Raw genomic sequence first — 13532 nt, 5'->3', positions numbered from 1 at the left:
CCCTGCTTTACCTCTCCACGCTGAATTCCGGCTCGATCTTCCTTCCTGTTCTGATGGCCTCGTCCAGAATCCCTTCGAAACGGTCATCATCCGCATCCAGCGTAAACTTCTGCGTCATGAAATTGACCTTGGCATCCCTGACGCCATCGATCCTGCGGACCGCTTCCTCCACCTTGGCGGCACAGTTTGCACAGTCGATCTCGCACTTGAACTTCTTCTTCATAGCTATTCCTCCCAATTTCATTAAATTGATGTTAGGGTCAGATCACCCTTCAGTCTTCCTCAATATGTTCCTTGCCCATCGCAATGATGGTCTTTACATGATCGTCGGCCAGAAAATAGATCATGGCCTTTCCATCCCGTCTGGATCCGATCAGCTTGGACGTCCTGAGGATCTTCAGCTGATGGGAGATGGCGGACTGGTTCATATCCAGATCGTCGCAGATCTCCGTGACATTCTTCTCTCCCCGGATCAGGTCATAGAGGATCTTTATCCTGGTCGAGTCCCCGAAGACCTTGAAAAGCTCCGCCAGATCGCACAGCTCATCCTCCGAGACATCCAGTATCAGGTGGCTGATCGCCGTCTCGTCATACATCACCCGGGACATATACCTCTCCTTTCTTCTTTGTTTTCTTCCACTTCTGTTCATATACAGGCGCCTGCGCTATCATGAGCTTTTGCTCATATGAATATATTATCATATATTCAGTATATTTCAAGACCCCGGAACAACATTTTTCCGCCTCATTCCAGCACCGGCGGGCATATTTCCCGGGGCCTTCAGCTCACTTCACTGTTTTTCATATGAACTCACTGTTTCCGGCTCTTATAGCTCTGCCTTCCTCTCCCTGCCGGAAGCAACAGATGGTCCGGCCGCGTCTCATGCTCCGAAGGTGACCCCGAAGCGGATCTTTATATAGTCGCGGATCAGGTCCACTGCCCCCTGGTATCCCAGCTTGTCCGTTCTCAGGCAGAGATCGTAATTGCTCGCATCCCTCCAGCGTCTGCCGGTGTGATAGCGGTAATAGTCACTCCTGTAGCGGTTGAGATCATGGATCCTTCTGCTGGCCTCGAACGTTCCGGACTGAAGTCTTTCTTTCTCTCTGGCAAGGCATGCCTCCGGACCGGCAGTGATATAGATCGCGGCCGCTCTCCCGGTGTCGGCAAGCACATAGTCTGCTGCCCTGCCCAGCACGACAAAGCTCTCCCTCTCGATCAGGCCGTGGAGGACCTTTGCCTGGTACTCGAACAGATTCTTGTCCGAGGTGAAGTTCCCGCTCTCGGGAGGGATCACCTGTCCGGTGTAGACAGCCTTCGAGACCCGGTAAAGCAAAGTCTTCCTGGTATCGGTATCCGCCGCCGCGAAGAGCTTTTCATTGATTCCCGAATCATCAGAAGCCAGCTGCAGAAGCCTGCGGTCATAAAGACTGATCCCGAACTGGTCCGCGATCATCTTCCCAATCTCAGTTCCGCCTGCCCCGCAGGTTCTTGTGATACAGATCGCTACGTGTTTCTCTTCCATATTTTCTCCATCCCTCCAGAAGTCTGTTATCCCAGGCGGCTGCCCCCGGCAGTGGTGAGAAGGCGCCTGCCTCGCAATCCTGCCTGCAGTCTCCGCCGGTGCCCGCCGGTGCCAGTCAGCGCCGTCACTGCCCCAGATATGCCCTGCGGATACGCTCATCCTGCAGAAGGTCCCTGGCTTTTCCGCTGATCGTGATCTTTCCGGTCTCCAGCACATAAGCCCTGTCGGCTATGGCAAGGGCCATCCTGGCGTTCTGCTCATTCAGCATGACCGTGATCCCGGCCTTGTGGATCTCCTCGATGATCGAGAACACTTCTTCCACCAGAAGGGGCGAAAGCCCCATGGAGGGTTCGTCCATCAGGATGATGGACGGCTGCCCCATAAGAGCTCTGCCGACTGCCAGCATCTGCTGCTCGCCTCCGGATAAAGTTCCCGCAAGCTGCCTTCTTCTTTCCTTCAGTCTGGGGAACTTTTCAAAGACATCTTCCCGGATCTCTTCCGCCTTTTTCTTGTCCTTGCAGCTGTATGCTCCCATATCCAGGTTTTCATCGACCGTCATGTCGGGAAATACATGGCGCCCTTCCGGTACATGGGCTATTCCCAGGGTGACCAGTCTGGAAGGTCTCGTTTTCAGAAGGTCGGTCCCGTCATAGGTGATGGACCCGCTTTTTGCCTTCACAAGCCCGGAGATCGTATGCATGGTCGTCGTCTTCCCCGCTCCGTTTGCCCCGATCAGGGTGACGATCTCCCCCTTGTCTATGTTAAAACTGATTCCCTTCAGCGCCTCGACGGCGCCGTAATTTACGACCAGATCTTTTACTTCCAGCATAATTACGCCTCCCGCCTCAGCCTTGTGAAGTTTCCGCCTCATCTTCCGTTTCTTCCGTCTGCCGTCCGGCGCCGCCTATTACGTGCCCCGAGGCGTCTTTCATGGAAAGAACGTCCTTCTCAGCCTGCTTGCCCAGATAAGCCTCTATGACCCTGGGATTGTGGGCGATCTCCTCCGGCGTCCCTTCGGCGATCGTGACCCCGTAGTCTATGACCTGGATCCTCTCGCACACTCTCATGACCAGGGACATATCATGCTCGATCAGAAGAACAGAGATTCCAAACTGGGTCCGGATCCTGTTGATGATATCCAGAAGCTCATCCGTCTCGACCGGGTTCATGCCGGCGGCAGGCTCGTCCAGCAGCAGAAGTTTCATATTCGTACCCAGCGCCCTTGCGATCTCCAGCTTTCTCTGCTGGCCGTAGGGCAGGTTCATGGCAATATAGTCAGCCTTGCCGGAGAGCCCGACCAGCTCCAGAAGCTCCATGGCCTTCTCATCCGTGTCCTGCTCCTCCTTCCAGTAGCTCCTCGTCCGGAATACAGACGCAAGCGGAGAGTACTGCATGTCCTTGTTCATGGCCACTTTTACATTCTCCAGGACCGTCATCTTTTTGAAAAGACGTATGTTCTGAAATGTTCTTGCGATTCCTTCATCGACTACCTGGTATGTCTTCTTACCGTTCATCTTCTTCCCGTTCAGGTAGAAGGCTCCTTCTGTGGGCTTGTAGACTCCGGTAAGAAGATTGAAGACCGTGGTCTTCCCGGCCCCGTTCGGGCCTATCAGTCCGACCAGTTCGGACCGCCCGATCTCCATGTTGAAATCGTCCACGGCCTTGAGACCGCCGAAATTGATGCCCAGATGCACCGCCCTCAGGGTCGGGATATCCTTTGTCTGCTTCATATCCGTCATGCTGACGCCCCCTTCCCTGAATGATCGTCTGCGTCAGGTGTCTTCACAGGCCTTCCGGCTTCACCTGTCTTGATGCGGAAGATCTTCTTAAGCAGCCTTGTCAGGGAGAACTCCCAGGTCCCGAAGATTCCTCCCGGCCTGAAGATCATGACCAGGACCAGGACGACTGAGTAAGCCAGCATGCGGTACCTCGCAAATGTGCGCATAGCCTCAGGCAAAGCTGACAGGAATGCCGCCCCGATGATGGACCCTGTCATGGAACCGGCCCCGCCTATGATGACCTCTGTCAGAAACTCCGCCGAATAGGCAAAGTTGAAGGAAGTAGGGATCATGGCGGTCATATAGTGGGCGTAGATGGCGCCGGCGATCCCGGCAAAGAAAGCGGATATGGTGAAAGTCGCTACCTTGTAGAAAGTCACATTTACGCCCGACGCTTCTGCCGCTATATAGTCCTCGCGGATTGCCCGGACCGTCCGTCCGAAGCGGGAACGGATCAGCAGGAACATAAGCGTCACGCAGACGACCGTGACCCAGTAGACCCAGTAAAAGTCGGAAAGCTTGGCTATGCCTGACATGGTGCGGCCGCCTCCGGTGATCTTGAAATTGGTGAAGGCGACTCTGATGATCTCGGCAAATGCGACTGTGACGATACAGAGATAATCGCCTCTCAGCTTCAGAGCCGGGACTCCGACAAGAAAGCCTGTGAGCGCCGCCGCAAGACCGCCTATGACAAGAGCAAGAAGAAACTTGGGAAAGTCAGGGATGCCGCTCTGGGCGATCGTGCCTGTGAAGACTGCCGACGCATAGGCGCCGACAGACATAAAACCGGCATGTCCCAGGGAAAACTCTCCCATGATCCCGACCAGAAGATTCAGAGACGTGACCATGATGATCGTGTAGCATGCTGTTGTGGCGATTCCCTTGAAATAATCCGTCTTCGCCCCGAATATTCCTGATTCAAAGACCAGCATAAAGAGAAAATAAAGAGCAAACACCCCGGCCAGATTGATGAGTGAACTGATCTTTACACTTTTCGGCATTCTTCTCACCTCCTCATACTTTGACTCCGGTATTCTTGCCCAGAATGCCGGAAGGCTTGATCAGAAGGACAACGATCAGAATACTGTAAGTGATCGCCTCATACCAGCCCGGAGCTATGTAGATCTTGACGAAGATCTCGATCAGACCAACGATCAGGCCGCCCAGCATGGCTCCCGGTATGATTCCGATTCCTCCCAGAACTGCCGCAATGAAGGCCTTGATTCCCATCATGGACCCCATATCGGTCGTGCACCTGGGATAGGTAGAGACATACATGAGAGCTGCCACCGCCGCCAGCGCGCATCCTATTGCAAATGTGAGTGTGATGATCCTGTCTACGTCTATTCCGACTATGGTCGCTGCTTCTTTATCCTGAGGGACTGCTCTCATGGCTTTGCCGATCCTGGTCACATGTACGAAGACATTCATCAGGACCATGATGGCTATCCCGATCCCCAGCGTAAGCAGATACTTGACCTGGATCTTGGCTCCCAGGATCGTGATCATGGGAAGTCTGAAGATCTTCAGAACGGTCTTCGGGTTCGGCCCGAAGAGGACCATGGCAAGGTTTTCAAGGAAAAGGCTCATGGCAAGGGCAGTGATCAGAGCTGAGATCGATCCGCTGTTTCTGACTGGTTTGTAGGCTATGCGTTCTACCAGGACTCCGACGATGGCGCATACGACGACCGCCAGCAGGACCGCCATCCAGGCAGGCATGCCGTAGCTTACCATTATGGGGGCTGTATAGAAGATCGTATAAGCTCCTACCATGATGAAATCACCGTGGGCAAAATTGATCATGCGCAGGATGCCGTAGACCATAGTGTAGCCCAGGGCGATCAAGGCGTAGATGGCACCCTGGTTCAGCCCATTTACCAGTGCCTGCAGAAAAATGGACATATGCAGCCTCCGTTTCAGTGAGTCAGAAAAACGATGTCTCTCTGGCAGACTTTGGCATCCGGCAGAGAGACAATGATTATGCTTTTTTATACGGATTACTTTTCAGCGTCTTCAGATACCTGTATCCTGAGATGCACCGGACGCTGCCTGGCAGATTGTCTTCCTGCGTCCGGCTCTTCCGGTTACTCGGCCTCGGTCCCGGCTTCTCCGCCCTCCGGCTGGATGGTCTCGAGCCACTTGATCTTGCCGTCTTCGTAGGTGTTGACTACGACCGGTTTGATCGCATCACCATTCTCGTCCAGATAGATGTTTCCGCCGACTCCTGAGAAGTGCATTCCGGTCATGCCCTTGACAAGGGAAGCGGTATCAGACCCGCCGCCGTCTTCGGCAGCCTGCACCAGCATGTACATAGCGTCGTAGTAAAGAGCTGCGCAGGCGTTCAGGGTATCGGCGCCGTACAGATCCGTGTACTTGGTCACGAAGTCCTGAACGGCAGGTGCAGAGTCCTCTGAAGAATAATGGTTGGTGAAGTAGCAGTTGGTGAAGTAATCTTCAAGGCCTGATGTATCAGCGCCGTCCCAGCCGTCGCCTCCCATGATCGCTCCTTCAAATCCTGCGTCGCGGACCTGCTGGATCAGAAGCGGTACGGTATCAAGGAAGCACGGATAGAAGACGAAGTCCGGTTCTGCCGCGACGACCTCGGTAGCCTGTGCGGTGAAGTCCGTGTCAGTGGTCGTGCACTCACCTGTGTAGACGACGTCGATGCCGTCATCCTTGGCGCTCTCGATGAAAGCGTCCTTCAGGCCGTTGGAATAGTCGTCATCCTTGGCGTAGATCACAGCCGCCGTCTTGTAGCCCTGCTCCTGAGCGAACTGAGCCGCCATCTTGCCCTGGAAGGGATCGATGAAGCAGTTCCGGAATATGGTAGGTCCGTACTGGGTCACCGTGACATTGGTAGCTCCGGTAGCAAGCAGAAGCATATTGTCCTTGGCCGCCAGCTGGGCCATGGGAATAGTGACTGCAGAGAAGAAGGATCCTACTATAGCCTCCGGGGCCTCCGATTTCAGAAGGTTGTAGGCATTGACCGCCTGTTTGGCGTCCTTGGCGTCATCTGCTACTTTCCCGCCGTTGACGATCTCGATCTTATATTCGGAATTGGAACTGTTGATCTCGTCCACCGCCATATCGATAGCGTTCTGGGCGCCGGTCCCGTAGACTGCCGAGCCTCCGGTCATGGCGCAGACGGCGCCGACCTTGATCACGTGGTCTTCATCACCCGCTGCTTCTGTTTCATCGGCGAATACTGCGGGGGCAATACCAGCCGTCAGCGCCATCACCGTGCTGCAGGCAAAAGCCATAGCCTTGGTCCATCTCTTATTGATCATATAGAATCCTCCTCTCAATAACCCTGGCAAAGATCTTCAGCCCTGACCTTATGCACTTTCATCGGCCTCCTTCTCAGTGCCTTCCGGCGCCGGACCTTTTTCAGAGTAGAAACAAGACAAGGGCGCCGGTGAATGCTACCGACGCCCTTGTCTCTTGTTGACGACAGAATACCTTTAATTATTTCGATTGTCAAGCCTTTTTTCGGTAATATTTTCTGAATTTATTGGTTTTTTAGGAATTACTTATATTTTCCGATTATTGGATATTCTTCGAAACTTTTAAGTATTTCAGCGGAATATTCTGTCTGCGGTCTTCCGGGGAATTGACAAGGAATGATTTTCCTTTTTATAATTTTCCCTGCAGACGGCAGAGACGACGCGGGACCATTCCCATGTCCCTCTGCTTTTCCTCTGGAAGACGGTCGCATATGTGCTGCGGGAATAAGGACCCGGGAAAGGAACCTGCAATGCAGAAAAACTTCATAAGGGCGTTCATGATGGGCGTCCTTGCCTCATTTTTCTTCGCCTTCAATTTTATCCTTATCCGGAGCATGAATCTTGGAGGCGGATACTTTCTGTGGACAGCCTGTCTGCGTTATCTGTTCACTCTTCCTCTTATAGCCCTGGTCCTGATCAGAAAAGATGGCTTTGCCCCGGTTTTTTCCAGCATCCGCAAAGATCCTGCAAAGTGGCTTCTGTGGAGCACGGTCGGATTCGGCCTCTTCTATGCACCTCTCTCGGCAGCATCTGTCTACGGAGAAAGCTGGTTTACGGCCTCCATCTGGCAGTTCACGATCGTCGCCGGGGTCCTTCTGACACCTCTTTTCGGAAAAAAGATCCCCGGCCGCAGCCTTGCCTGCTCCTTTGTGATCGTGTCCGGGATCCTGCTCATGCAGTATTCCCGCATCCGCCTCGGGGTCAAGGCTGACTGGCCTATGCTGATCCTCACCATGGGCATCGCCACATTCTCCTATCCTCTCGGCAACCGCAAGACCATGCAGCTGACGGCAGGCGACGGCCTGACTACACCTCAGCGCATCTTCGGAATGACCCTCTGCAGCATCCCCTTCTGGGCAGTCTGCAGCATCGTCTCTTTTGCAAAAGCCGGACTTCCCGCCCCGTCCCAGTGCCTCCAGGCTTTCCTGGTCGCCCTGCTGGCAGGAGTGATCGCGACCATCCTTTTCTTTCACGCTACGGACATGGTCAGAGATGATCCCAGGCAGCTGGCCGTAGTGGAGGCCACCCAGTCAGGAGAAGTGATCTTCACCGCCATCATGGGCATCCTCATTCTGAAAGACAGCATGCCGGATGCCTTTGCCCTTGTCGGGATCGTCATCATAATAGCAGGAATGATCGCAGGCAGTCTCCTGACATGAATATCGGCCATGGCATCTATGCTCTGCATGGGGATCTGAAAACAGCAGCGGTACATGCAGGTCATGCCGCCCTTCCCCATGCCTGCAGGTATAGAAAGTGGTTCCGAAGCCTGTCCCCTTCATCAGACTTCGACTGAACACTGCCTTTTTATTGTCTGATCCACTCGATAACTTACTTTTCCAAGGGTGCTGTTCTCTGTGTAGTTGACCGGGCAGTCGATCACGCTTGGAACATCCTGACGAAATCCGGATTGCCAAAACTGACATCGCAGCTCTCATCTCAGCTGTGGCCCAGTTCGACTCCCTGCGGGATGATCTTGAAGACCGCCGTAGCCTGATAGGTCAGAGGTTCGTTGCGCATGAAGAAGATCCTCCCGTCGACAGGACTCGTCAGCTCTTCCTTCAGTGCGTAGGTATAAGTGTCCCGTATCTCGGCAAGCTTCTGTCCTGCTGTGACCCGGTCGCCCGCCGCAACAGCCGGCAAAAAGAATCCTGCGTGTGATGTGCGGACGCTGGCCAGATCTGTCGTCACTATGATCTCACTGTAGCAGCCTCCCGGGATCCGGGTTTTGAGGATTCCTCTGGTATGAAGAAAGCGCAGAACTCCGTCCACCGCCTCCTCAGCGCTTTGGGGATCTATATGATTTGTCTCGGTCGTATAGAGAGAAAAAGCCTTGGTGTCCCAGATCTGCCAGTTGTAATTAAGCGTCGTAGTATCAAAAGGCCTGGTCTTATGCAGGACCACATAGGGGAAGCCGAACTTCAGGGCCAGGGCAGGATCCTCCAGCCCCGTCTTCATGATGCGGACATGAGGAAGAAAACTCCCCGGCATATAGAAGGAAGCAAACTGGATCCCGTACCTGTAGTTCTTGGCGACGTCAAAAAGAGCCGCGGCGATCCGCTGGGTCGTCTCCCCTCTGTCGTAGCCCGGATACATGCGGTTGATATCCGTATTGTCCGCAGTCCAGAAGCGTTTCTTGGCATTGATGGAATAAGGATTCACGCAGGGGATCACGCAGATCTGCTTTCCGGTGCAGATACCGCCCCGCTCCTCTATCTGACTCAGGCGACTCACCAGAAGAGAAGACACATACATCTGCTGATATTCATTGCCCCTCTGGGCGCCGACTATGCAGACTGACTTCTCCCCGGCGCCGAACAGAAAACTCTTGATCCGGAAAGAGTCCCGGTAAAGCGCCGGAAGCTCCATAACCATCTCTTCACGCATGATGTCTCCTCCGTCACCTTATCAGAATCCGGCCCATGAGCGACCCTGCCGCCGTCAGCGGATAGTCTCTCTGGGTAAACATCCAGCCGGTCTCAGGAGCCCTGACTTTCTCAAAGACCTCGCCGGTAAGCGGACTCACCAGACGGCCGACGATTTGATCTTTCTCTACGTTCTCGCCTGCCCTGACGTCCGCTATGTAGATGCCGCCCCTGGGGGCGTTCAGATAGCATATCTCATCGGGATCTGTCGATATGACAGGATCCTTGCAGGGTCCGGGATCTTTCTCCCAGATGCCCATCTCATGCATAAGGTGGAAGATCCCGCATGTCACCTGGTCGCCGATACTCCTGGTGATCCGCATACCTATCCCCATCTCGATGACCAGGACAGGCGTTCCGATGCTGTTCAGGCTGTAGGCAAATGTTGATTCCAGTACTGTCGCGTTGGAATGCACCCAGATCAGATCTACATTCGTCGATCTGGCATAGGGCAGGAGCCTCTCTTTGTGAATGGTATTGATCCTGATCTGCGGCACTTCGGTCAGATAAGCGTTGCTGGCGTGGATATCCAGGACCATATCGCTGCCGGCGACATCCTGCATGATCAAAGATGCAATGTATTCGTTCATATCGCCATTGATCTGGCCGGGAAAGATACGGTTCATGTCCAGATCAAAAGCCGGGATCCCTCTCATCATGGAGTCGATCCCGAACGGATTCATGGCAGGATAGATATCGACCGTTCCCTTCAGAAATTCCGGGTGTTCCCGAATCGTCCTGCCGACTTCGTAGCAGACGTACTGGCCCTCCAGCTCGTCCCCATGGATCCCTGTGACGACCGAAAAACGCTTCCCTCCGTCCCTTCCGGGCTGAGGGGTCCATCTGTACTTTTCAATCTTCAGTTTTTCGTCCACCGGAAGCTCGACGGACGCTACATGCTCGATCATAAGCTCTCCCTGTTTTCCTTCGCCAGGCGCCGCATCCGCGGCTCCTCTGCCAGTCAAGACACCTCACAAATCCTTCTTCTCCTTCGCGGCAGCTTTCCCGCAAAGCCGGATGCAGGCGAAAGTCCGGATAAAAGTTCAGGAAAAATACGATTCCAGACCTACTTCTACAGCAGTCGCAGTCACATACATCTTCTGCTGGGCGCTCCCCCTGAATACGCCCCTGTTGACCAGAGTGTCCATACAGTTACGCCCGCAGGCAAAGCTGATATGAGAATCAGTCACCCGTATGTCGTTGGTCGGATCATAGCCATACCATCTCCCATCCTGCCAGGCCTGGACCCAGGCGTGGCTTTTCCCGGTCCCGACCATGATCCCGGCGACGTATCTGCAGGGGACATGGTGAAGACGCAGAAGGGAAAGCATGATGTGGGCGTAATCCTGGCAGACCCCGGCCTGACACTGGCAGGCCTGCTCGGCAGTCGTCCCGAAGTGTGTGACGCCTGGCATATAGTTCATGTACTGGTATACTGCGTGGCACAGAAAAGCGGGAAGCTGGTCATCTTTCATGCTGCCGCCTTCCGGAAGCAGCTTCTCATCCAGCTTCAGGATCGAAGCCCCAGGCCTGGTCAGAGCACTGTCCGTCAGAAAGATGCCGCAGTCAGAGCGCTCCGGGGCTCTGACTGAATTCGAAAGACCGGTCTGGGCATTGCCGGACACACCGATATATAGCCTTGCGTGAGAAGGTTCGTTGACTCCGTAGACGTATTCATTGCCGAACGAATCGACCCCGGTCGATGTCCAGTCGGTCGGTTCTATGTCGGTCTGCATATTGGTGATCGTCTGATAGTCATCCGATTGCGGAAGACAGCGAAAATCAAAGTGATGGTCTGTGACGGGCTGTGAAAAACGCAGCTCCATATGGTAAGTAAAACGCAGTGACTTCACGACAGCCTCCTCATTATGATATTCATGGCCGCCTGTCTGCGGATGCCACACTATCGATGACCCTGGAGCCCCTGAATCATCAGATCAGGCTTTCGATATTCTCCACGATCATCTGGTAAGCTTCGAAGGAAGGCAGACTTCCCGGCTCGCTTTTTCCGTGGGAAAGGTCATACAGCCTCTGCAGACGCTTTCCGTCATAATTGATCTCGCTCTTGTCTATCCTTCCCTGAAGGCGCTCGACTTCCCGTGCGATCCGCCACATATCCTTATTCATCCGGCTGTAGAGGTCGATCCGTTCGACGATCTTGCCTACCTTGAGCAAATTCCTCACTCTCTCGTCCAGGATCACGTCATCCGTCATGCCCCAGAAAGCAACGATACGGTCCTGGACCCCCTGCAGGTCTATCATCGGGCTCTCGCTTTTTTCCGCAGTGTCCATCTCGTAGAAGGCTACCTGGATATAGGACAGGCTGGCAGAACCGATCACCTCCCGCAGGATCACTGCATTGTCAAACCCTCTCTCCAGACTGTAGCGGATCGAATCCGGATTGCTCTTGTCAAAACAGTAGCGCCGGTTGAAATCCCTCTTGTCCGTATAGATATCCGTGATCTCCAGATTCCTCAGCATGGCCTTGTAGGCAGCCGGGTCTCCGTCGATCATCTCGTCGAACACCGACGCGAAAAGATCGAGAGAGGTGTAGACTCTTTCCGTATATCTGCCCAGCCAGTAGAGTTCATCCGTATGTGTTCTGGAAAGTCCGTATTTTTCCATAATACCTTTCCCTTCCCTGTCCCGGAGGGACATATCCTCCGCCTGCGCGGCCGTGTATTCGCATGGCTGCCTTCTCTGGCGGCCTGCATTCGCATGGCTGCCTTCTCTGGCGGCCGTGTATTCACATGGCTGCCTTCTCTGGCGGCCTTCATTCACATGGCTGCCTTCTCTGGCGGCCTTCATTCACATAGCTGCCTGCTTCTGTCATACGTCACTTACCCGGCAGCTGCAAAGTTCCATGTTCCGGCTCCACTCTCATGCCAGCACCCAGGTATCTTTGAAACCTCCCCCCTGAGAGGAGTTGACCACAAAGGAATCCGGATTCCTGGTGAATCTGGTAAGCCCGCTCTTCCATACGACCGGCTCATCTTTCATCAGCACAAAGGCTCTCAGATCGGCTTTTCTCGATACGATACTGCCCTGATCGTACAGGTCCAGATTCTGGAAATCTATCACTTCCTGAGCGATAAATCTTCTGGGCTCTTTGCGGATCAGCTCCTTGAACTGTTCTTTTTTCTCGGCATCCATATCCTTGCCGAAGAAAACACCATAGCCCCCTGCTTCCGCCACGTCCTTGATCACAAGTCTGTCGAAGTTCTCCAGAACATAGTCGCGGTCTTTCTCATAATAGACCAGATAAGTCGGAGCGTTGGGGATGATGGCTTCTTCGTCCAGATAGTACTTTATCATCTCAGGTACAAAATAGTAGATTCCCTTGTCGTCGGCAACTCCGTTTCCCGGCGCGTTGAGCAGAGCCAGGCCGCCCTTGCGGTAGACGTCGAATATATGAGGTATTCCGATCACGGATTCCGGATTGAAGTTCATCGGATCCAGATATTCATCCGAGATCCTTCTGTAGACAGCCCCGACCCTCTCGCGGTTGCCCTTATAATCGCGGAAAAAAAGGCCGTCTCGCTCTACAAAGAGATCACTGCCGTCTGTCAGATGGGCGCCGATCTTTTCCGCCAGATATGAATGTTCGAAATAAGCCGCATTGAACCGCCCGGGAGTAAGAATGACATTCAGGCCTCCCGGATTAACATAGTCCATCGTCAATTTGAGCAGGCTGGCATAATTTCGATTATCGTCGATATGTATCTTTTCGAATGTCTGTGGCGTCGCCTTTCTCATGAGTTCTCTGGCGATCATAGGATAGGACGCTCCGGACGGGATCCTCAGATTGTCCTCCAGGATATACCACTGTCCGTCCTTGCCTTTGACCAGATCGATCCCGGAGATATGCGAGTAGATTCCCTTAAGAGGAGTGAAGCCGTCGCACTGTGAAAGAAAACCGCTTCCGGCAAAGACAAACTCTTCCGGGATGATCCCGTCCTTCAGGATCTTCCTGTCCGTATAGATATCCTTGAGGAACAGATTCAGAGCCATGACCCTCTGTTTAAGACCCTTCTCCAGGACCGCGAATTCATCCTTCTCGATCACTCTGGGAATGGGGTCAAAAGGAAATAGCTGCTCCCTGAATGTCCCGTTCTTGTAGATGCCGAACTTGACCCCGTAGCGGGCAAGCAGCTGATTGATCTTCCGGCTGTGCTGCCCGAGATTGCTGCGGAAATTCTCCTTCTCACCTGAATTCATAAAACTCTCCTGACTTTATCTGTATCCGGACCGATAATTCATCCGGATGTTTTCATTTTCCCTTATTTTCCCCGAAGTTCTCAG

At 53.7% G+C, this 13532-nt stretch carries 14 protein-coding genes; 1 reads left to right on the top strand and 13 read right to left on the bottom strand.

The window, feature by feature from the left end:
- Window positions 1-7: 7 nt before the first annotated feature.
- The 8 genes from G4C92_RS12060 to G4C92_RS12025 form a co-directional block, all read right to left on the bottom strand.
- Window positions 8-223: a cation transporter gene (locus G4C92_RS12060; RefSeq protein WP_274940082.1), complete on the bottom strand. Its 216-nt coding sequence runs from the start codon at window positions 221-223 to the stop codon at window positions 8-10.
- Between the two features lie 49 nt (window positions 224-272).
- On the bottom strand, window positions 273-608 hold the full coding sequence (locus G4C92_RS12055; RefSeq protein WP_274940081.1) for an ArsR/SmtB family transcription factor: 336 nt from the start codon (window positions 606-608) through the stop codon (window positions 273-275).
- 273 nt (window positions 609-881) lie between these two features.
- Window positions 882-1523, bottom strand: a complete 642-nt coding sequence (locus tag G4C92_RS12050; protein ID WP_274940080.1) for a cytidylate kinase-like family protein — start codon at window positions 1521-1523, stop codon at window positions 882-884.
- 124 nt (window positions 1524-1647) lie between these two features.
- Entirely contained in the window at window positions 1648-2352 is a 705-nt protein-coding gene (locus tag G4C92_RS12045) for an ABC transporter ATP-binding protein (protein WP_274940079.1), read from the bottom strand.
- A 16-nt stretch (window positions 2353-2368) separates the two neighbouring features.
- The gene (locus G4C92_RS12040) at window positions 2369-3235 is read right to left on the bottom strand and encodes an ABC transporter ATP-binding protein (protein WP_408611777.1); all 867 of its coding nucleotides are present in this window, start codon (window positions 3233-3235) and stop codon (window positions 2369-2371) included.
- A 23-nt stretch (window positions 3236-3258) separates the two neighbouring features.
- Window positions 3259-4302 carry a branched-chain amino acid ABC transporter permease gene (locus G4C92_RS12035; RefSeq protein WP_274940077.1) on the bottom strand — a complete coding sequence of 348 codons (1044 nt, stop codon included), beginning with the start codon at window positions 4300-4302 and terminating at the stop codon, window positions 3259-3261.
- 13 nt (window positions 4303-4315) lie between these two features.
- Window positions 4316-5203, bottom strand: coding sequence for a branched-chain amino acid ABC transporter permease (locus G4C92_RS12030; protein WP_274940076.1), 888 nt, complete (start codon window positions 5201-5203; stop codon window positions 4316-4318).
- Window positions 5204-5385: 182 nt separating this feature from the next.
- A complete protein-coding gene (locus tag G4C92_RS12025) occupies window positions 5386-6588 on the bottom strand; it encodes an ABC transporter substrate-binding protein (RefSeq protein WP_274940075.1) in 1203 nt (400 codons plus the stop codon).
- A 467-nt stretch (window positions 6589-7055) separates the two neighbouring features.
- On the opposite strand from G4C92_RS12025, the gene G4C92_RS12020 reads away from it, so the two are divergent.
- Window positions 7056-7964 carry a DMT family transporter gene (locus tag G4C92_RS12020; RefSeq protein WP_274940074.1) on the top strand — a complete coding sequence of 303 codons (909 nt, stop codon included), beginning with the start codon at window positions 7056-7058 and terminating at the stop codon, window positions 7962-7964.
- Between the two features lie 280 nt (window positions 7965-8244).
- On the opposite strand, the gene G4C92_RS12015 is transcribed toward G4C92_RS12020, so the two are convergent.
- From G4C92_RS12015 to G4C92_RS11995, 5 genes are all read right to left on the bottom strand, one after another.
- Complete coding sequence (locus tag G4C92_RS12015) at window positions 8245-9192, bottom strand: M14 family metallopeptidase (RefSeq protein ID WP_274940073.1); 948 nt, start codon at window positions 9190-9192, stop codon at window positions 8245-8247.
- A 13-nt stretch (window positions 9193-9205) separates the two neighbouring features.
- A complete protein-coding gene (locus G4C92_RS12010) occupies window positions 9206-10138 on the bottom strand; it encodes a M14 family metallopeptidase (RefSeq protein ID WP_274940072.1) in 933 nt (310 codons plus the stop codon).
- A gap of 135 nt (window positions 10139-10273) precedes the next feature.
- Window positions 10274-11083: a transglutaminase family protein gene (locus G4C92_RS12005; RefSeq protein WP_274940071.1), complete on the bottom strand. Its 810-nt coding sequence runs from the start codon at window positions 11081-11083 to the stop codon at window positions 10274-10276.
- Between the two features lie 79 nt (window positions 11084-11162).
- On the bottom strand, window positions 11163-12038 hold the full coding sequence (locus tag G4C92_RS12000; protein ID WP_274940070.1) for an alpha-E domain-containing protein: 876 nt from the start codon (window positions 12036-12038) through the stop codon (window positions 11163-11165).
- A gap of 72 nt (window positions 12039-12110) precedes the next feature.
- Window positions 12111-13448 (bottom strand): circularly permuted type 2 ATP-grasp protein, encoded by a 1338-nt coding sequence (locus tag G4C92_RS11995; RefSeq protein ID WP_274940069.1) that lies wholly within the window; start codon window positions 13446-13448, stop codon window positions 12111-12113.
- Window positions 13449-13532 lie beyond the last annotated feature (84 nt).

The organism is Chordicoccus furentiruminis (assembly GCF_019355395.1).
Taxonomy (GTDB): Bacteria; Bacillota; Clostridia; order Lachnospirales; family Lachnospiraceae; genus Chordicoccus; species Chordicoccus furentiruminis.
This window is presented reverse-complemented; position numbering and strand designations above follow the sequence as displayed.